Source organism: Vibrio sp. 2132-1, from assembly GCF_033344315.1.
Genome location: NZ_JAWPON010000001.1, coordinates 391911 through 411800 on the forward strand (window position 1 = coordinate 391911; position 19890 = coordinate 411800).

Consider the following 19890-nt stretch of genomic DNA (forward strand, 5'->3'; position numbering starts at 1 on the left):
AGTATAATTTCTCAAGAAGACAAGTATAACTTTGATTCGAGTGCTTATGTTCGTGGTCAAATTGCCAATATGTGTGAAGCTAGTGCTAAAGCTCCGATCAATACAAAGTTTCAAATTGTAAGCGGTCAGTATGACGATTCATACTCGACAGCAGTCTTGTTTATCAAATGTACATGGGAATAACATGAGAATTGTTAACGTTTTATTCGTAGTGCTCCTTGTTACGGCATGTAACGATACTACGTCAAAGTTTGAGGCAACTAAAACGACAGAAAGCCTCCTAACTAAGAACCGAGAAGCTCCAGAGCAGTTGTACAGCGAAGCAAATAAATTTTATGAACAAGGTGATGTGCAAGGAGCAAAGTCTTTATTGATCAAAGCTATCGAAGTGGATGATGTTCATAGTAAAGAGCTTTTAGGGGTAATCCTTCTGAAAGAGCCAAAAGTCATGGATGTTAAGCGGGGCTTTTCTTTAATCTCAGAGGCTGCTGATGATGGGTTGGCTAGTGCACAATTTTATTTAGGATCATGTTTGTATGATGATGGCTGTGGTTTACCTGAAAATAAGGTGCTTTCAGCCTATTACTTGACGCAAGCGTTAAATAATGGTGAAGGTGGTGCACAAATGCTACTTGGATTTCTAGATGAAGAAATAGGTGACACTGCGATTGATCAAAAAACATATGCGGTAGAGCTGAATCGCTATATAGAACAACTCAATTAATATTGCGGCTTAATGTTTTATAGGGTTTTAATCGAACCTCAAACAGAGAGTGCTGGACTTCTACAAAGCAGTAGAAGCCACAGCGAATCTGCAACAATAATCGAGTGTGTAATAGAAAATAAAAAGCCGTCAGAACCAACTGGTTTTGACGGCTTTTTATTCTATGACAGGTAGAGGATTCAATTTTCAGCGCGATAGGTCCATGAAAACTTAAGTGAGATTCCAATCACGTCGCATAATCTCACTAGTGTCATTGGAAATAAATGAATTGTTTCTGATACATAGAACGTATTAACTTGGTTGCACTAGGCCCATATGAGTAAACTTATTGAATATACAATTTGAGAGAGAGGGTTTAGTTTTAAAAAATAACAGTTAGTTGGAATCTAGGTTAAATGAAAATAAAACTATTTAAAAAGCTACAAGTTGTATTTCTTGTGGTGTTGTTTCTCTAGGTTGTCCAAGCGGAAGCATGATCTAAAACGCTTATTTTATTCAAATAAATGGAAAGAAATGAAAGTGGAATTAAAAAATAACTATTCAGAATCAGAAATAAACCAGCCACCATCGGTACTTCTTGTTACGTCTCTGTTGTGTCTGGCGTCCGTTTGTTGGGCTGCATTGCTGTTGGCCATTGAATATATTGTTGGGATAGAAATGAGTGGTACAGGCTTTCTTAGCACGTTAATCCCAGCCATGAGTGTTGGTTATTACTTCGGCTACAAGACTGGAGATGTAATGCCATCAAAAACAAGATGGTATGCTGTTTTACTGTGGACTTTAGCAAGTTTGGTAGTGTTCTCTCTTATCTTAATGTCGTTAGATATTTCTCCGTTTTATTTATTATCTGAGCTCGGTGGGGTAAGTATTTTTATTGCTATCATAATGCTAATAACGATTGGCATCGCCTACTTAATTTTAAAAAGTGGTGAGAAAATGGCGATTAGAGTATTACTCAAAGCCAAGGAAAGTCAGTAGATAAAATACAACAAACGATTCAATTAGGATCATGACAAGACGCCAGCCATAATGTGCTGGCGTTTTAGTTTCCTGTTTGTAGGATTTTTTGTCTAAAAGGCAACCCCATTTATTGTGTTGTCGTTTGAGTTAATGGTTTATGCCTTGTACGCAAGATAGCTTAGCAGGTTTATGTATCGAGAAACGTGTGTATAATTCGCCACGAATTACGATTTATAGATATGAAAGGTAAGTATGGCAGTCCTCGAAATTCTCTCCATTCCAGACCCAAGGCTTAAAGTAAAAGCAGAAAAAGTCACTGATGTATCGACAGTACAAACGCTGATAGACGATATGCTAGAAACACTTTACGCAACGGGCAATGGTATCGGTTTAGCTTCAACCCAAGTAGGCAGAAAAGAGGCGGTTGTTGTCATCGATATCTCTGACGAACGCAATGATCCTTTAATCTTGGTTAACCCAGAAGTGGTGAGCGGAGAAAACAAAGCACTTGGTCAAGAAGGGTGCCTATCTGTTCCTGAGTACTACGCAGATGTAGAGCGTTACACGTCAGTTGTTGTTTCTGCACTAGACCGTGATGGCAACCCGATTACAATCGAGAGCGATGAGTTCTTGGCGATTGTGATGCAGCACGAAATTGATCACCTATCTGGTAACTTGTTCATTGATTACCTTTCACCGCTGAAGCAAAAAATGGCGATGAAAAAAGTGAAGAAGTACGTAAAAGCGAAAGCTAAGTAATATGAGAGGAAGTAACCCTCCATGTCGAGTTACTTCCTTTTAAATTAAGAATAGGACGGTAGTGAGAGCGGTTTATCTCTGCTTTTGGGGGACATAACGCTTTACGACCTTCATAAGCCTTTGAAATGAAGAACAGTCCATATGTGACTCATGAGGGCAGGTGGCAACATGGTTTAGGCTGTCTCGCACCGCTTTCAAACGTTTTATTTGCTCATCAATCTCAAGTGCCTTTTTCGTTAGTAAGTCACGATCGATATATGGCTTTGAAACTTCTGATTGATTCAACATTTCTGCCATTTCGTTAAGCGATATTCCAGCGATACGCCCCAAACTAATTAAATTGAGTGTATTGAGTACCTCTGGTGAATATTGGCGTCTCAATCCATTCCTTCCTATCGAGCGAATTAACCCCAGCTGTTCGTAGTACCTGAGCGTTGAAGTCGGCAATCCTGATTTTCTAACCACTTCTGCAATATCCATATTATTCCCCATTGACTTCAAGTTGGCTTTAAGTTGTAGCATGCAACTAAGACCTTAACAAATCAAAAACTTGAGGAGAGAAAAATGCTGCTTTTAATGGGATTGCAAGCTGTGCTAATAGGGATTGGTGCCACTTTGATAATGGATTTATGGGCATGGTTACAAAGGAGAGTGTTTGGTATTCCTTCATTAAACTATGCGTTGGTTGCGCGCTGGGTTTTGTACATGCCCCAAGGAAAGTTTATGCATGCGCCAATTATGGCGTCAGAGGCGATGCCGGGAGAAAAGTCACTTGGCTGGTTTTTGCATTATGCCATCGGCGTTACTTTCGCTTTGGCTCACGTTACTGTTTTTGGTCATCATTGGTTGGTAGAGCCCAGTCTAATGCCCAGCTTAATTACAGGCGTGGTAACGTTGATCTTCCCATTTTTGGTCATTCAACCTTGTCTAGGATTTGGTTTTGCTGCGAGTAAAACCCCAACACCTTGGAAAGCCCGTTTTCTTAGCACATTGGCGCATTTGGGTTATGGTTTGGGTTTATTCATAGCCGGGTTTGCAATCAAAGTTACGAGCCAGTATTTTGCATAGAGAACATGAGCATCATGCAAACGAGTGGTTTTTATCTATGATGCTCAACTCTTGGTTGTTTTTTGCGCTTTGATCATAGTTGACCGATATGTCTAAAGTCTGTTGCATTTATCCAAGACGTAAAGTCGGCGGACATTTAACATTGCCTTAACGTCAGAATGGCAAGCGGTTTACCAAGAAAAACTAAAATTATCTGGTTTGACATAAAGAATATTAAGGGTTTCAGATGGCTTCAAAAGTGGCAGGGATATCAATACTGAGTTTATTGGCAGCGCCAGTTGCGATGGGAGAAACAGCCAGTGCTTATGATTTATGTTTGCTAGACAAAATAAAGCAAAGCAAAGGTGAGGAAACCATAAAGAGCATTCGCGTGCAGTGTGAGCTTGACACAGTAACCAGCACAGTGCCCGCAGATCCAGAAATTGAAGAGCCTGAAGAACTTCAGGAAAGCTTGGTCGACAAGCGTTTGGAATCAGAACGAGAAAACGCGTTCGAACCGTTTAGCCTAGTCGCGCATCGCGTTAACTATATTCTTCCGTTTACGTACAGTGATCGAGTAAATAAACGCGCGTATGCTGACACCAAATACGGCGATGAACTGCGTAAGGAAGAGGCGGAGTTCCAAATCAGTTTTAAAGTACCAATGAACTATGATGACTTGTTGTTTGATGGCGATGGTCTGTTTTTTGGAATGACTCTTAAATCATTTTGGCAGGTATACACGGGTGCAGCATCTCGTCCATTCCGTGAAACCAATTATCGTCCAGAGCTTTTTTACTACACCCCAACTGACTGGATACCACTTGATGGTTCGACTTGGTTAGGTTTTGGTATTGAACATGAGTCTAACGGTCAGAGACAGGAGCTATCGCGCAGTTGGAACCGTGTCTATGCCAACGTAACCTTTGCAAAAGACAATTTTGCGGTTTCTATCCAGCCTTGGTGGCGTATACCTGAAGATGAAAAGACATCGCCTAATGATCCCAAAGGTGATGATAACCCGGATATCGAAGACTATATGGGACACTTTGAGCTATCGAGTGCTTACAAGTGGAATGGTTACGAGTTTACCTTTTTAGGTCGCCAGAACTTTCAAACACATAAGGGTTTTGCAGAACTGGGTGTGTCATTTCCGATTTGGGGCAAAGTTCAGGGGTACGCACAATACTCAGCGGGTTATGGTAAGAGCTTGATCGACTATGATCATAATCAGCAGCGGATTGGTGTTGGTATTGCAATCAACGGTGTTTTGTAGTTTTTCGTAGATGGATAGAAATTAACACTGGCAATTGAAATTTCAATATTTAGAATGCGAGGCTGAAATTGATTTCTAACCTAGAGTGATTTTATGCTTCGTGATTACACCTTCGATTGTCTTGTAACTATGCCTCGCCATGAGCTGGAAGAGTTTAGTGCTCGTATGATCAGTAAAATGGTGCCAGAAGACGTGATGAATGAGCTGTTCACTTTTGATCAAGAAGAAGTGGATAGTGAAGACCGCATGTTGTCTGCACGTCTTGATGCAATGCTACGCATGACAGCAATCGCACTGAGTGAAATTCAACAAGCGTTTGATGACTCAGACAACGCAAAGCAAAATAGCGAGCGAATGACGCGATTGGTGCTTTGGCATTTCTACGCGATCTCATTCCGTTTGGAAGAGGCCATCACGCTAGAAACACACTGTGCTCTAGTGGAAAAACTAATCGAAAATGCACCTTCGGATGTTTTTGCGTGGGTAAAAACATTGACGGAGCTGCTGCACACTTACGCTGAAATCAACGCGAAAGAGAATCCTCAAGACTAAACACCTGTCGTTTATCGTTCAGTAAATTAGAAACAAGGCGAGCCATTTGGTTCGCCTTGTTTTTTCGCGTCAGATAAACCTTCGGGTTTGAAATACCAAACAAGCCTAGACTCAGATTTGTTCGTTCACTAGCGAACGGCGTGATTCCTTCTTACACTAAATCAAGGTGTTTGTTGCTAAACAAGCAAATGCATGACTAAGTCGTGTATTGTTTTCCACTTAAATGCGGATAATTTATGTCGAAGAACCTTCTGGTTTTTAAATTGGAACCGACTATTGAGCGTTCACGCTTTCCAGCTGAGCTTCATCTATCTAAAGGAAGTGAACGATGGATCCGTTAACGCAAGGTTTATTGGGTGCAGCTTTGCCACTGGCCGTGAGCAACAAGCGAAACCTTGCAGTTGTTGGCGTGTTGGGCGTGGTCTCTGGGATGGCTCCGGATTTAGATGTGCTCATCCGTTCTTCAACTGATCCTTTGCTGTATTTGGAATACCATCGCCAATTTACTCACTCGCTCTTGTTTATCCCGTTTGGTAGTTTCATTTGTGCTTTGGTGTTGTATCCATTGTTCGCAAAAAAGCGAGGACTAAGCTTCCGGCAGAGTTGGTTTTACTGCGCGCTTGGTTATAGTACCCATGCGTTATTAGACGCATGCACCAGTTATGGAACACAGCTTCTATGGCCGATAAGCAACACGCGTTATGCTTGGAACACTATTTCGGTAATCGACCCCGCGTTCACACTCCCTATTTTAATATTGCTTTTGTTTGTTGCACTGAAGCGAAGCCCAAACTATGCCCGCATTGCATTTTTATGGTGCCTGGCTTACCTAAGTCTTGGAATGATCCAGCGAGATAGAGCAGAAGTAGCTGGTTGGGAAATCGTCAAAGAGCGACAACACAACGCTGTACAATTAAAAGCCAAACCAAGTTTCAGCAATCTTTTGGTTTGGAAACTAATTTATGAAACGGAAGAGAGCTACTATGTAGATGCCGTAAGGGTGGGGCGTTCAATAAAAATTTACCCTGGCGAATCAACTCCAAAGTTAAATATAAAAGAGCAATTTCCGTGGCTAAACCCGCAATCGCAACAAGCAAGAGACATCGAACGTTTCCGTTGGTTTTCAAACGGTTTTGTAGCGACGGATCCGAATAATGAAATGCGAATTGTTGATATGCGTTATTCCATCGTACCAAACCAAATTAATGCGTTATGGGGCATCAATCTATCCCCAAAAGCCAGCGCAGACGCGCACGTTGAATACACTGCTCATCGAGGAAGTACTGCAGAAGATCGCCAAGTTTTCTTCAACATGCTTACGGATTTTGAGTGATGGCTTTACTTTGGATACCGATGCGGTGTCGTAGTAACCATTACGTAGACTGAAAGTCCTTTACTAGGGTCGGCTTGCTAGCGAAGAAAATCTTGCCAAACAGGGACTTGTACTTCCAGCCAAGAGACAAAAGCCGTTTAGCTAAGTTCTTGTTTTCAATGATTGCAACCTCAACACCTTGGTAGTGGTAAGGATTGCTTTTGATGTAGTCGATAAATGCAGTAAGCACGCCTTGCCCGCGAACGGAGGGTGCAAAGTTGACTGCTACAATAGAAAAGCGTTGGCTACCTGCTGGGCAACGGACTAAACAGTGCCCAAGAGGATGAGTAATAGTCTCAGAAAATTCAGGAAAAGGGCGAGACTCAAGCTCTTGAGAAAGCGCATCGTATCGCTGACATAGATAAGAAAATAGTTGTTTCGCTTCGCTGTTCATATCGGTGCCGCTTTTGTGTTGCTTGGTTTGAAGGCATTGATGTCTCAAACATTGTAACCATAGATAGCAACACAAAACGCGGTAAACTTTTTCAGTAATGATTTCCTATTTTTGAAACCTGAATTGTTACAAATGAAGTTGATTGGGTTTTATATGGTAGTTGTGAACGAGTATTTCTAGTTGAAGGGAGAATACGCTGGTTACTGGATTCTTACTGGAATTCCTTTGTTAAAAGGCGAGCTGCTTGGTTTAATGCCGCTCGTTTAACTGCGAGTGGCATCTTTTGTATTTCGTCACCTTGTACAGCGACGATGGGACATGATGTGGGATCTTCTATCCTAGCTCTTCATGGTCTAAATTATCTCATTAACCACTCAGAGCTAGATTCTTAGTCTCGCCAAGGCTCGCTGGACTGACACAAAAACATCGTTAAACTCCTGTTATTAAATTATTTGGTCCGCCTTTGCTTACTTTTGAACGCTTAACTAGGCGTTACTCCAAGTGCTTAAATTGCAATGCCACAAGTCGCTGATACAACTCACAGCTTTGCATTAATGATTGGTGGTTACCGACATCGACTAACTCGCCATTGTCGAGCACCGCAATTTTATCCGCATGTTGGATAGTCGAAAGACGATGAGCAATAATTAGCGTTGTGCGTCCTTTCATTAGAGCTTCAAGTGCTTGTTGAACGTGATGTTCACTTTCACTATCAAGGGCGCTGGTAGCTTCGTCTAGCAGTAAGATTTTTGGATCTTTTAGAATCGCGCGAGCAATCGCAATGCGCTGCTTTTGTCCGCCCGATAGCCTAACGCCGCGCTCCCCTAAAAAGCTGTGATAGCCCTCGGGAAGCTTCTCAATAAACTCATGGGCATGGGCTTTTTTCGCGGCTTCGATAACTTGTTCATCCGTCGCTTCAGGATTACCGTAGCGAATATTATGGAAAACATCATGGCTAAACAGCGCTGGTTGTTGTGGTACGAGCGCCATTTGACGTCGAAGCTCGTTTGGATCGAACTGTCGAATATCTTCACCACCAAACAACACTTGCCCTTTTTGCGGATCATAAAAGCGTTGCAGCAGTTCGAATAGTGTTGTTTTACCGGCACCAGAAGGGCCGACCAACGCCAACACTTTTCCTTGTTCAGCAGTTAGATTTAATTCTTTGATTGCTGGTTGATTTGGTCGAGAAGGGTAGTTGAAACTCACCGAATTAAAGTTAACCTCAGCAGGCATGTCGGAACGGACAGGCAAATAGTTGCTTGGCGCTTTAATATCACTGTCTACTTGAAGGATCTCAATCAGCCGTTCGGTAGCACCTGCGGCTCTTTGCAATTCACCCATGACTTCGGAAATGGTTGCAGTCGATGAGGCAACCATAATGGCATAAAACACAAATGCGGCTAGGTCACCCGCAGACATTTTTCCGTGAATCACATCGCTGCCGCCTATCCAAAGCATGCCTGAAATCGCGCTGAACACAATCACAATAACGCCTGATATCAGGATCGCGCGCTGTTTTACTCTCTGTCTGCCTACTTCATAAGCTTTTTCCACCTCGACAGCGAAAGCCGCTCGTTCATGCGACTCTGAGCTAAAACTTTGCACGGTTTTAATATGTTCTATCGCTTCTCCAGCGTAGCTTCCGACATCGGCCATTGAGTCCTGACTTTGGCGAGAGAGAGTACGCACGCGTCGTCCATAAAACAAAATTGGCACCAAAACCAAAGGCACAGAAGCAAGCACAATCAGCGTGAGCTTAACGTTGGTAGCGAATAACATAATGATGGCACCAAAACACATCAAAGCGCTACGCATCGCCATCGAGAACGATGAACCAATAATGCTTTGCAGCAATGTGGTATCGGTAGTCAGGCGCGACATTATGTCGCCACTACTGTTAGTCTCAAAATAGCTCGGATGCAGCGTAATCACATGGTTAAACACCGCAAGGCGAATATCCGCACTAACGCGCTCACCTACGGCAGAGACAAGGTAAAAGCGAAAGAAAGTCCCAATGGCAATACACAATGTGACACCGACAATAAACTGAATCGCATTGGTGAGCTCTTGCAATGATTGCTGAGCAAAGCCTTGGTCGATAAGAATGCGCACTCCATAGCCAACGGATAACGTCAAACTTGCTGTCGCGACAAGGGCAACCAAGGCCGCCGCAACCCGCCATTTATAAGGTGCAATAAAGGTGCTGAGTTTAAGAAGAATGCTGAGATTTTTGTTATTTTTTCTGCTCATGAGTGACTCACAAAGCGTTTTAGGTACCTGGCATAGTAAGCCAGTTTGGTTGATGAGACCAGCGAACTACCGCTTTCGGATCAGGAAGTTGAGGAGTTTGATAGAGTAAACATTACTCTATCTGTTTACTTTTAAGTAATCACTTAAGTCACATTGACTACTTACGGAATCCCCATGGGATTGAAATTCAAACTTTCTGATGGGGTTGGTGGCTTCGCAGTTTAAATTAGACATATTTACTCTTTCCTTCATACCGATGACATGATGCCTGAAAATTCCTTTCCAAATAACAACCTTTTGATTGGCAACGGTTGTGGTCACTTCTACACTGCATATTGTTTGAAATAGACCGTCGAAAATACTTAGAACTTTATTCCTTTTTCTGAAAACAGGATCAAACTTGAATTCCCCATTTGTATTCGTGGTGAAGCTACGTTCGAAAGAACGATTTTCTGACCGAATGGTAAGTACTACATTTGCATTCTTTATGGGGGTATCGTTCTTCGTAATACGTCCTTTTATGCTTGGTGTAAACTCTTGAGCTTCCTTACCAAAAAATAAAAAGCCAACAGCAAAAACAGAAATCAGTACGAGTATGAGTAAAGCTGCAAACTGTTCTAAGAACAGAAAAACGTTGTTGATCATCGCTTACAAATCAGTAGTCAGTGAATACACCTCGAATTGTTGCGTATTGTCTCGAGTGACTATAGCGAGTATCTAAATCGGTGAGACATCATTCACGATTTTTTTAGAAGTTTTGGAGGATAGAGTGACCCAGGCGATCTTTGTTTTGAATAAGAAGCACTGCGATATTGACAGATATAGCCAATATCGCATGTATATCGAAAATCACTTAAACGTCGAAGAGACTAGAATCCGCTTTTAGTTCGGAGGGTGTTACGCACGGCTTTTGGCGAGTAGCAGGTCGACTTTTCCTTTAGCTGTTTTACTGACCGTTTGCATCAACTGAAAACTTGGTTTTTCGACGCCTGAGTTTTCTATCCCTTCGACCATTAAGAGCCAAAGCTTGGCTGTCATTTGCGCATCGGCTAGTGCACGGTGGAAAACACCGTCGTTGTCGATATTTTTATAGCGAACAAGTTCACCTAGCTTATGTGATGGGGCTTCTTGAATGAGCCGTCTTGCTACCAGTAAGGAGCAAGCAAACTCACCCGAATAACCACAGTTGATTCGTTCAAGCTCTGCATCTAAAAATCGTTTATCGAAGGACGCGTTGTGAGCGATAAGGTTCTCGCCAGCAATGAACTCACTAAATGACGCCATTACCTCTTCGCAGCTTGGTGCCGAACGCAACATATTGTTGGTAATACCGGTGTAGTTCTCAATGAAAGAACTCACTCTGAAACCGGGATTCATGAGTTGCTGAAAACTATCGACAACCTCGCCACTGACTAACTTTACTGCACCAATTTCTATTGCGCGATCACCTAAAGTAGGAGAGAGACCTGTGGTTTCAAAGTCGAGTACGACCACAGAGTTTGCTTGAGGCATAAAATTTTCCAGCTGAGTAATATTGCGCAAGAGTATTATCGAAAGCGACAGAAAAAGAAAGGCGAACACAATGGTGAATATATGTCTATCTTTACTCCACAAAGTCAGTGTTCGTCGTCCACTGTTTATGGACAGGTACGTTCTGGCTTACCCATCGCGGCTTGTGCGGTAGCCTTATATTTCAAATGTTTTTCGGCTTTTCGATTCATTTCAATTAAGCATTAACTTTCGATACAACATACTGATTATAAATTGATTTTATAAATCAACTTCGGCATCATTCACGGCTTGATTTTGAGTATGAATATCATCACGGCAAAAAATTAGAACAACTTATAATGAGAGGCTAGGGAACGATGGAACCAATGAAGAATCATTATTTAGAGATACCTGAAGAAAGAAAATTGCGTATTTTTCGTGAAGAAGATGAAGATTTCTACAGCTTCTGGGAAAGAATGCTTGATGAAAAACAATCTTTTTATAAGCAACCTCTTAAAAGAATGAAAGGCGATGCTTGGGATTCGCTTCAGGCATTTTTTACTGCTTCAAAATATGGACAACATCAGGCCTCGCCAGCTTATATAAAAAGAGCGCTTGAGTTACTGAATAACGTGTACTTGCTGGCCAATCATTCAGACAAAGTGGTTGAATTCTCCGTTGGGCACCGACATTTTTCGGAAGTAGGTAACCGTTCTATTGCAGGGGGAACGATGGATGCTTGGTTGGATGAAATCTGTTTAGCGATGGCCGCGAGAGATTGGCGCTGCGTAGAGCTGATGACCATCATGGATGAGTCGTTAGTGCGTTTAAAAGATCCATTCGATGTTGCGCTAGTCGAGTTCGTTAACGGTGTATTTAGCAATTCATCAGCGTTACCAGAGTTATTGCAAACTGTGATGGAGAAATCCTCCCCGCAATACTTAGAATCAACCAGAGTGCCATATGTACACTCTTTGTTTATTCCATTTGTGAATGTGTTTGTTGCCATTATCGATGGCGATGAGGCACATTATCAAGAGGCACTGAGGGATGCGTTAGAGGCGCATTACCAGTTCTACATGAATGAAGATGTTCGCTATTCGCCAAAAGGAAATGTTTCTTTGAAACTGACTGGTCTTGCTGCATTAGCATACGATAAGTATGGCTGGACGATTCCAGAAGCCGCATATTTACCGAAATGGCTTGTTTACGGTGAGCATGATCTTCGTTCTGCGTAAATCACTCTTAAGTTAAATCTATGTCCAATCGGAGGTTCAGCATGGAAGCGTAAGCAGAAAATGCATCGCGAAAATGCAGTTTACGCCTCCGTTTTAACAAGTTACATTGTTGAAACTTTGATTCAAAGGACAGAACAATGAGTGCCCACCTAAAACAGCTTTGTCATACCCATCTCCCTGGTAATAAAGAAGATTCTCCAGCCGAACACTTTGTGAAAATGGCAAAGTGGTGCGAAGAAAACAACGTCAATCACGATGTCTACGGTGAGGGAGAAACGATTCAAGCGTTCGAGCAAAAGGTTGCCGATCTGCTAGGTTACGAGGCAGGGCTTTTTGTTGTAACAGGGACGATGACGCAGCCAACGGTGCTCGAAATCGTTACAAGGCAAAAGCGTAATCCTATTATCGCTATGCACGCATCTAGCCATATTCCGGTGCATGAAAAACAAGGCTATCAGCTTCAACATCGCTTTAGTATTTTGCCAGTAGGGAACCCTTATCAAACATGGAAGCTTGAGGATCTCACTGCTTGGCCGGATGAAATCGCAGCCGTTCTTTATGAACTCCCGATGCGAGAAATTGGTGGTCAGCTACCTTCATGGCAAGAACTGGAAGAAATCAAAGCGTACTGCGCCGAAAACAAAATTCATCTCCATATGGATGGCGCAAGACTTTGGGAAACCGCAGCTTACTATCAGAAAGAATACCGCGAGATCGCCGCTGGTTTTGATACGACCTATGTTTCACTTTACAAAGGCATCAACGGCATGGGTGGATCTATGTTGCTTGGCTCAAAGTCGTTCATTGAACTGGCTTCATTGTGGATGAAGCGGCAAGGTGGCAACCTGTATCACAGAACACCTTATGTGGTGTCTGCGGCAATGCAGTTTGATGAAAGGTTGTCACAAATGCCGGTTCTATTTGAGCGAACAAAACAGATCTACAGGATCATTGAAGAGTTCCCACCTTTGGCGGTAAGACCAACCCAGCCTCAAGCAAACATGTTGCACCTTATCCTGCCATTTAGCTGTGAAGAGTTGAAAGAACTCCAATACACGTTTGCCACGGAAAAGGGCATTTGGTTTGGTAACCCGCAAGTCACGGCACATCCAAATCAATCGATTGTTGAATGGTATGTTGGTGACTACCTGCTCAATCTTGGTGATGACGAATTAAGGTCGTTTTTCAATCAGTTACTCGGTAAGAAGGCATAAACTTATCAATATGCGAGCTTACTAACACGCCATACGTGACACTTCATGTATTCTTAATTGAAGCGAAGAAGAGGATTTATCAATGTCAAAAAGCTCCAAACTTCACAATGAAGACAAACTGGTTAAGAAGGCACTAGATATTGGTGGGAAGATGGCGAAGCTACAAGGCTTTGACCTTCCTCAGTCACCACAACCTCTAAGAGTAAAAGCGATTTACCTATTCTTGGTTGATGCCAAACAGATCACCCCATTACCGGAAAGCAAGCTAGACGGCGCAAGCATCAAACACCGACTGGCAGTCTGGATACACAGTGCATTGCCAGACAACGACCCTCTAAAGTAGAAAACCTCATAAGTCATATAGGTCATTAATTAACTAGGCGAGCCAAATGGTTCGCCTTGTTTGATCTTGGCGAGTGCACCGAGGTCTTTTGGCGTGGCGGTATCATTGATTTACAAAACAAAATCAAAAGGACTAAAGATAAATCCCGAGAAGCGCTACAATGCAGGTGTTGCGAGAGTGCAACCAAGATTACTCATTTACAGAAGCCTTGAAGTAACCATACATGTCTAAAGATTTCGAATTCACTACAGAATACATACTCGACAAACCTTTCTTTGCTGAGTGTTATGATCAAACTAGCCAGCCAACGAAGTTCCCACAAGCGTACCTAAAAGGGATGCTGTTTCTTATCTTTGGTGTGGTTTTATTGGAGTTTGAACTGCTACCTAACGGTTACGTCGGTTGGTTCTTTATCGTATTGAGTGTGATTGAAGCGTGCAGCGTTTACTTCAAAAGAACTTGGTGGCTGTGGCGTCAAACCATCAGCTCAAGTCGCGGCAGTAAAGTGGTGTTTGAAGTGAATGCAGATGGCGTACGCTACAAAAGCGGTAAAGTTGACCGCAGCCTCGCTTGGAATGATATCGACCAACTCGAACAAACTGATTTGGGCTTTATCCTTCACCTTGGTAAACAACGCCAATACATCAGCAAATCTTGCTTAAACGAAGAAGTGATCGCGTTTATGGTAGAGCAGCACGCGGCATCAAAAGCGAGCTAACAAAAAAGCGAGTCCGTGGGTTTGCTTTTTTGATCTTAGGGTTTGATGCTTATGGGGTAGCTCTGATTCAGGCTCAAAATCTGAACCACTACACTCGGTGTTTCTGGTTGCGTCTTTCCAGTATATGGACTCCTTAAGTGTGCTGCGGAGTTAGTGTGTAAACTGAACCAAAAAAGTGACAATGAGATAGTTTATTGTGAGCCTACAGTGATGACGCCAACTTCTAGAGCATTTTTGCTCGATTACTATGTTCGGCAAAGGTTTGACATTCGTTAGTTTGTTGGGTTTTCCCTAATAAAGTTCATGTGGCCAGTGTTGGACTTATGCGTCTAAAGGTAACTTCTATGCGGAAGAAACTTATTCGATTTGAGGGGGCTATCCATGGAATTGCGATTCGAGCCCCATGGGAGGCGTTCGAAGCTTTAGGTAAAGTAGCCTATGAGAATGGAGTGTACAGCGAGAATCGAACCTACATCATCATCAGCTTGGAAGGGGGCGCAGTTCGGGTTTTGTAAGAGCCATTTCCCATTAAATCTATTTAATGTCAATTGTTTAAGTTACTTTTCCAACAGAAATCCAAAAACAGTTGAAACTGTAAACCTACATTTTGGCTCCTAATCACGAATTTGAAAATAGTGAAAAATTCATTATTTTCAAATTCGTTTTGATAAATCGCGACCCGATTTGGTTAGAAAGTTTCATCTAAAAAGTGCTTAATAAGAATCCCATTTAGCGGCGTTATGTCAATGTCACCAGTTAACTTATGAGGTGACGAGTTCACCTCTAACTAAGCATTCACGTTACTATGCCATTGCAATGGTTAGGTTAACTTAGCAACGATATCGCTTGTTTAGATACTCTGACTAGTCGTCCAATGGTTCTTTCGAAAACCCATCTAATGAATCGGGCGGATAGATCCTCAACTATGGTCCCATAGTGACCGGCAAAAACAAGCATATGGCCTAATAAGCCTTTTAGTTGCTCTTCATTGCGCTTAGATGATTTAGCAACGGCTTCTAGCTTTCTTGAAAGCCAATCATAAAAGGTCAAGCCAGCAATCACGCCTGCTTGAATCGTTACCGTTGACAAAAGAGCCACATCTTTCAAATAGGTGATAAGTGCGCCCTGTATTCTATCGGCCCAATACTCCGAAAAAGAAGCTTGATTTCGTTGCTCATACTTTAGACGGATAGGGGTAAATAAGTGGTCATTCGATTTCCTCTTCAACGCTCCCCAAGAATCCGAGGAAGCAGTGTTTAAGTAACCCGGATTTTTGTTTCTTGCCATCAAATGGGCTGATATGCTTAACCCAGTGCCAGAGTCCAAGCGGTACTCGCCTGTTGAGATTGGAGCATGAATAAATGGCCAAAGCGGTATTTTTGGTACAGGATCAGCACCATGCGTACATCGATAAACACCATCGTTTAGCTTTTCCGATGAGCGTGCGTATGCTTCCAGACCAACTCTAGGAGCGCCAAAGGTGTATAAGGTGGTTCTGACCTTCATCTCATTACGCACCCAATCAGCGCAAAGTGATGCGAGTGCTCCACCTAAGCTGTGCCCAACGCAATGTATACGTTTTGGTTTAGGATTCATCTGCATAATATACTGCTTCAACTTGGGGCTAAGACTTTGAAAACAATTGTTGAAACCAGCATGAGCGGGCGAACCGTTTGGTGATCCTTTCACCCCTATATTCGCATTTGTGATCCAGTCATTAGCATTTTGTGTTCCTCGAATTGAAATGACAATTTCATTCTCAAATGTAGAACCTTTACCAGTGCCAACCACTGCAAACGCCTCTGAAGTTCTCATCAAGCCAGGGATAACTTTACGCAATACCGGTACATTGGATAAACCCGCTACACCGCCTGTAAAACCATCAAATACATCATCTTCAGAAAAAGAAAAGTGATTTGAAAAACTGTTTTTGCCCGGCATGATAAAACGGCCATTATTTTCATAAGCTTTGTAAGGAATATCCGCTATTTCTGAAGCCATTTTTGGTGTTAACTTTGCCATTACGTGTCCTTATTTAGTAATATTTTTTCAGAAAATCCTTTCAAATCACACCTACTAATAATTTCAAGATCGAGGCCATTCTCAACAAATTTATTTTTAAAAAAGTAACGATATTCGTCCGAATTAATCTCACAACTTAAATCAAGAAGATTATCTGAAATAAATTCATAGGGTTTCACGTCAGAAAAGCGAGTCTCTAGTAAGTAGTATTTTTTGCCATCTACAAAAATGTAAATACCAATGTAGCTAGAGGATTCATGAAGGGCAGGTTCTTTAAACGTCTGATAGTGGTATGTAGGTTCGAAATGAAAATAACCATTTTCTGACGTAATTGTCTCGGTGATATAACGGTTTTTAGAAAAAGCCGTGTGTAGATAAACTACCTCGCTAGTAAACGCTTTCCCGTCTAAGTATAAGCGACCAGTGATCTCTGAGCTAAGTATGTATTGAAACTTTTTTGATTTGAAGAAATTAAACATATCTGCGTTACAACCTGTTGAGAGCAATAATATTGTGGCACTCATAAGGGAAACCAGTATTTTAGTCATTTGTTTACCAATATTGTACATAGGTCAACCCATATCCACGCGTGAGACGATACTATGTCCTAATGCTCTCAAGTGCTAGCCTAGGACCGCCCCAATTCTCAAAAATAAGTCATGTCAAAGCTTATATCTAGGCATACTTTAAAAAATAATGTAAATGACATGTCTATTACTTTCATGGGTTAAACATAAGTAGACTCCCTCTGGCAAAAAATACCGAGCTATTCGTTAAAGTACTTATCCACGTCCATTTCGTAAGCTTGCATACTCGTTGTCTCATTCTGAATTCTTATCATGAAGATCAGTTAACAATAGCCACCGCGCAGATGGTTGTTTTTTTATAACCGATAAAACATGGCGCCATCTCAACTTTTTCAGCACCATTGCTATATCACAGCGAAAATACCTCGAGTTCACTATAAAGCTCATCGATGTGCCTGGGCAGGTTGGAGTGGTGTCAAAGATGAGCTTCCGAAAGCGAATGTTACTCTCGACTGGTTCCATGTAGTGCATTTATTTACACGAGCTGTTGATGACGCTCGAAAACAATGGCACGCAAAAAGCTCTTCGTTGGGCGGTGTTAAAGGATGTTGAGAGTCCGATGACAGATAAGCAAGCACAAGCTTTAGTTGACTAGAGCCAGTAAGAAAAGTCCTAACAACCTTAGAAAAGCACCCAGAGAGAATACTTCAACGTTGGAGCTCGACCTATGCTAATACTGAGAATTTTGACTGACCGAGGCACTGAATACTGTGGCTGTGTTGAACAGCATGATTACCAACTCTACCTAGCTATCAATGAAATCGACCAACTCGAACAAACTGATTTGGGCTTTATCCTTCACCTTGGTAAACAACGCCAATACATCAGCAAATCTTGCTTAAACGAAGAAGTGATCGCGTTTATGGTAGAGCGGCACGCGGCATCAAAAGCGAGCTAACCAACTCACATCAAGCTGGAATGAGCGCTCGAAAAAGTAGGTGATATATGATCGAACATTGTAACAAGTATATGGTCGGTTCTGAATCAATGGGGTTTGATGTAGAAAGCTAATAAGGTTTAGAGGTTTCTCTTTCGGACATACTGCTTCGGTGTCATGCGCGCAATCTGCTTACACTCTCTAGTCATGTGTGCTTGATCGGAAAAACCTTGCTCCAGCGCCAACTCCGATAAAGTAAGATCGGGTTGCGCTCGGAGTTGCTCTAAAGTGTGCTTCACTCGTTTAATGCGTTGGTAATGTTTAGGAGTAATCCCCAACCATTTCTGAAAATTGCGCTCTCTCTGGCGCTGACTGATGGTCCCTGTAGGTTGGTCAATAATGTGGCCGACATACTGCGGTTCATATTCCTCAATCAGTGTTTGAACCCAGCGATATAACGTAGAAATCCTTGCATATGGCGAACGCGCTGTTTGCAGAGACTCAAATGTTGCTAGCGCAGAAGAAGCCAAAGGGTGGTCGTCTTGAATCCGCAATAGCTGTTCTAGACGTTTACCAAATAGTTGATAACCAACAGCAGGATGAAAGCGTACGCCAGTCATCACCGCGCCTGGCGGTAGGCAGACCTGATGTGCCAGAATGCTTATAGGCAGTAGGACAACCCCTGGCGTTTGCCACTCACCATCCATTTGTACTTCATTCTGTAAAATGAATACCACACCTGTACCAGCATCACTGAGTAATTGTTTATGTACGGTTTGCGTCGTATCAGGTTTGACGGATGCTGACCAAATGGCTTGAACATAGCCAGCTAAAGCCTTTTGAGGTTTTAAAATATCAAATTCTAAGTTCAAATGAATCATCCTATTTAACCTCAACTTAAATGAGAAAGTGATACACATGTACTTTTCATCCTATTAAGTTGAGGTATAAGCAGCGGCTTACAAGTAAGAACCGTCAAATAGAATTATCGAGGTTTATAGACTCCAACCTTTGGCTTAAATGCCTTAACTATTCGGTTCCAACTATTGATCGCGTTGATCGCAATTGTTAGGTTGACCATAGCTTCTTCTCCAAAGGTATTCAAGGTCAGCTGATAGGTATCATCATCTACTGGTAGGCCAGCAGTTAGTAGTTCAGCCCAGCCTAGTGCAACGTGTTCTGCATCGCTGTAGAATGGCATATCTTTCCATGCACTAAGCCCCCATATGCGTTCCGGCTTTTCACCTAACTGAAGCGCATCTTTACTATGCATGCCGATACAAAATGCGCATTGATTGATTTGCGATATGCGTAACTTAACCAGTTCCCATATGATCATGTTCATGGTTTCTGATTGGCTAAATTGTTCATGGAAGTAAGCCTCCTGAGCGTATAGGATTTCTATTGCTTTTGGCGCTACTTCAATATAGTCGAGTCGTTTTTTCATGGTCATTCTCCTCTGTTTTTTACATAGTAAAAAACGCTCTTAGCAAAAGATTGAAGATTTTCGACATGTACTCAATAAAGTTAGATAAAAGAGTGAACGACGAAAGCGAAAAGTGTACCTATTGGAAACCAAGAAAACTTATGCCAATTAACAAAGTATTGCTCTAAATAATGGACTTAAGGTTGGCGTCTATTTTTACTCCACCACCTTCCGTAAACGAGCAAAAGGTGCTGAGTTACCTATATACACACCAGCCGCAACGATAAAGACGCCTAAAACATTTTCCCATTGAGCCTGCTCACCAGAAATGAACGAAATCAGTAGAGTGAATACCGGCATAATATTAAATAATGGAGACATCTTATCTGGACCAAGAACGATAGCGCCTTTCATCCAAAAGTAATAAGCAATCAAAGTTCCAAACAGGCTCATGTAAGCTATTAATGCTAGGTCTTTAAATGTTATGGCATTTAAGCTACGGCTAAAGTCGCCGTGGTACATCGCTATAGCGACCATTTGAATGGCACCAATACTTAACACTGAGGAATCCCCTAATGATTTTGATAAAAATCATAAATTTAAGGTAGATGCACATCTTGTCATGTGATCAAATGGT

The 19890-nt window shown here is 42.1% G+C and carries 22 protein-coding genes and 2 pseudogenes; 14 read left to right on the plus strand and 10 right to left on the minus strand.

Going from position 1 to position 19890, the window contains the following annotated elements; all coding sequences use genetic code 11:
- Positions 1 to 184: 184 nt before the first annotated feature.
- The 3 genes from R8N47_RS01585 (at position 185) to def (ending at position 2443) form a co-directional block, all read left to right on the plus strand.
- A complete protein-coding gene (locus R8N47_RS01585) occupies positions 185 to 724 on the plus strand; it encodes a tetratricopeptide repeat protein (protein ID WP_064354738.1) in 540 nt (179 codons plus the stop codon).
- Between the two features lie 513 nt (positions 725 to 1237).
- A complete protein-coding gene (locus tag R8N47_RS01590; protein ID WP_017635325.1) occupies positions 1238 to 1702 on the plus strand; it encodes an ABZJ_00895 family protein in 465 nt (154 codons plus the stop codon).
- A 234-nt stretch (positions 1703 to 1936) separates the two neighbouring features.
- Positions 1937 to 2443, plus strand: a complete 507-nt coding sequence (def, locus tag R8N47_RS01595) for a peptide deformylase (RefSeq protein WP_017635324.1) — start codon at positions 1937 to 1939, stop codon at positions 2441 to 2443.
- 72 nt (positions 2444 to 2515) lie between these two features.
- On the opposite strand, the gene R8N47_RS01600 is transcribed toward def, so the two are convergent.
- Positions 2516 to 2923 (minus strand): helix-turn-helix domain-containing protein, encoded by a 408-nt coding sequence (locus R8N47_RS01600; protein ID WP_021707542.1) that lies wholly within the window; start codon positions 2921 to 2923, stop codon positions 2516 to 2518.
- 84 nt (positions 2924 to 3007) lie between these two features.
- Here R8N47_RS01600 and R8N47_RS01605 point away from each other — a divergent pair, with 84 nt between their 5' ends.
- The 4 genes from R8N47_RS01605 (at position 3008) to R8N47_RS01620 (ending at position 6651) form a co-directional block, all read left to right on the plus strand.
- Positions 3008 to 3511 carry a DUF2938 domain-containing protein gene (locus tag R8N47_RS01605; RefSeq protein WP_025767821.1) on the plus strand — a complete coding sequence of 168 codons (504 nt, stop codon included), beginning with the start codon at positions 3008 to 3010 and terminating at the stop codon, positions 3509 to 3511.
- A gap of 226 nt (positions 3512 to 3737) precedes the next feature.
- Positions 3738 to 4766 (plus strand): phospholipase A, encoded by a 1029-nt coding sequence (locus R8N47_RS01610; protein WP_064354739.1) that lies wholly within the window; start codon positions 3738 to 3740, stop codon positions 4764 to 4766.
- Between the two features lie 93 nt (positions 4767 to 4859).
- Positions 4860 to 5318 (plus strand): hypothetical protein, encoded by a 459-nt coding sequence (locus tag R8N47_RS01615; RefSeq protein WP_005388759.1) that lies wholly within the window; start codon positions 4860 to 4862, stop codon positions 5316 to 5318.
- 328 nt (positions 5319 to 5646) lie between these two features.
- A complete protein-coding gene (locus R8N47_RS01620) occupies positions 5647 to 6651 on the plus strand; it encodes a metal-dependent hydrolase (RefSeq protein WP_064354740.1) in 1005 nt (334 codons plus the stop codon).
- A gap of 40 nt (positions 6652 to 6691) precedes the next feature.
- Here the strand turns inward: R8N47_RS01620 and R8N47_RS01625 are convergent, their stop codons facing one another.
- The 4 genes from R8N47_RS01625 to R8N47_RS01640 all read right to left on the minus strand — a co-directional run bounded on the left by R8N47_RS01625 (position 6692) and on the right by R8N47_RS01640 (position 10849).
- Positions 6692 to 7084, minus strand: a complete 393-nt coding sequence (locus tag R8N47_RS01625; RefSeq protein WP_064354741.1) for a hypothetical protein — start codon at positions 7082 to 7084, stop codon at positions 6692 to 6694.
- A 492-nt stretch (positions 7085 to 7576) separates the two neighbouring features.
- Positions 7577 to 9337, minus strand: coding sequence for an ABC transporter ATP-binding protein/permease (locus tag R8N47_RS01630; RefSeq protein WP_064354742.1), 1761 nt, complete (start codon positions 9335 to 9337; stop codon positions 7577 to 7579).
- A gap of 117 nt (positions 9338 to 9454) precedes the next feature.
- A complete protein-coding gene (locus R8N47_RS01635) occupies positions 9455 to 9982 on the minus strand; it encodes a DUF6795 domain-containing protein (RefSeq protein WP_064354743.1) in 528 nt (175 codons plus the stop codon).
- A gap of 252 nt (positions 9983 to 10234) precedes the next feature.
- Complete coding sequence (locus R8N47_RS01640; protein WP_064354744.1) at positions 10235 to 10849, minus strand: PolC-type DNA polymerase III; 615 nt, start codon at positions 10847 to 10849, stop codon at positions 10235 to 10237.
- A gap of 356 nt (positions 10850 to 11205) precedes the next feature.
- On the opposite strand from R8N47_RS01640, the gene R8N47_RS01645 reads away from it, so the two are divergent.
- From R8N47_RS01645 to R8N47_RS01665, 5 genes are all read left to right on the plus strand, one after another.
- Positions 11206 to 12066 (plus strand): immunity 49 family protein, encoded by an 861-nt coding sequence (locus R8N47_RS01645; RefSeq protein WP_064354745.1) that lies wholly within the window; start codon positions 11206 to 11208, stop codon positions 12064 to 12066.
- Positions 12067 to 12203: 137 nt separating this feature from the next.
- On the plus strand, positions 12204 to 13280 hold the full coding sequence (locus R8N47_RS01650) for a threonine aldolase family protein (RefSeq protein WP_064354746.1): 1077 nt from the start codon (positions 12204 to 12206) through the stop codon (positions 13278 to 13280).
- An 82-nt stretch (positions 13281 to 13362) separates the two neighbouring features.
- Positions 13363 to 13623, plus strand: coding sequence for a DUF5062 family protein (locus R8N47_RS01655; RefSeq protein ID WP_064354747.1), 261 nt, complete (start codon positions 13363 to 13365; stop codon positions 13621 to 13623).
- Between the two features lie 223 nt (positions 13624 to 13846).
- Positions 13847 to 14341 (plus strand): YcxB family protein, encoded by a 495-nt coding sequence (locus R8N47_RS01660; RefSeq protein WP_025767813.1) that lies wholly within the window; start codon positions 13847 to 13849, stop codon positions 14339 to 14341.
- Between the two features lie 344 nt (positions 14342 to 14685).
- On the plus strand, positions 14686 to 14856 hold the full coding sequence (locus R8N47_RS01665; RefSeq protein WP_162564176.1) for a hypothetical protein: 171 nt from the start codon (positions 14686 to 14688) through the stop codon (positions 14854 to 14856).
- Between the two features lie 310 nt (positions 14857 to 15166).
- Here the strand turns inward: R8N47_RS01665 and R8N47_RS01670 are convergent, their stop codons facing one another.
- Both R8N47_RS01670 and R8N47_RS01675 read right to left on the minus strand, forming a co-directional pair.
- Positions 15167 to 16363 carry a lipase family protein gene (locus tag R8N47_RS01670; protein ID WP_033906522.1) on the minus strand — a complete coding sequence of 399 codons (1197 nt, stop codon included), beginning with the start codon at positions 16361 to 16363 and terminating at the stop codon, positions 15167 to 15169.
- Positions 16363 to 16911, minus strand: a complete 549-nt coding sequence (locus R8N47_RS01675; protein WP_047104127.1) for a DUF6795 domain-containing protein — start codon at positions 16909 to 16911, stop codon at positions 16363 to 16365. The genes R8N47_RS01670 and R8N47_RS01675 overlap by 1 nt, the downstream gene beginning before the upstream one ends.
- Positions 16912 to 17262: 351 nt before the next feature.
- On the opposite strand from R8N47_RS01675, the pseudogene R8N47_RS28825 reads away from it, so the two are divergent.
- Positions 17263 to 17418 (plus strand): annotated as a pseudogene (locus tag R8N47_RS28825) (hypothetical protein); the annotation flags it as partial.
- A gap of 277 nt (positions 17419 to 17695) precedes the next feature.
- Positions 17696 to 17848 (plus strand): annotated as a pseudogene (locus R8N47_RS01680) (YcxB family protein); the annotation flags it as partial.
- Between the two features lie 119 nt (positions 17849 to 17967).
- Here the strand turns inward: R8N47_RS01680 and R8N47_RS01685 are convergent.
- The 3 genes from R8N47_RS01685 to R8N47_RS01695 form a co-directional block, all read right to left on the minus strand.
- Positions 17968 to 18708, minus strand: coding sequence for a helix-turn-helix domain-containing protein (locus tag R8N47_RS01685; protein ID WP_198039120.1), 741 nt, complete (start codon positions 18706 to 18708; stop codon positions 17968 to 17970).
- Positions 18709 to 18812: 104 nt separating this feature from the next.
- Complete coding sequence (locus R8N47_RS01690; RefSeq protein WP_064354749.1) at positions 18813 to 19274, minus strand: carboxymuconolactone decarboxylase family protein; 462 nt, start codon at positions 19272 to 19274, stop codon at positions 18813 to 18815.
- Positions 19275 to 19469: 195 nt separating this feature from the next.
- Positions 19470 to 19814 carry an EamA family transporter gene (locus R8N47_RS01695; protein WP_318070294.1) on the minus strand — a complete coding sequence of 115 codons (345 nt, stop codon included), beginning with the start codon at positions 19812 to 19814 and terminating at the stop codon, positions 19470 to 19472.
- Positions 19815 to 19890 lie beyond the last annotated feature (76 nt).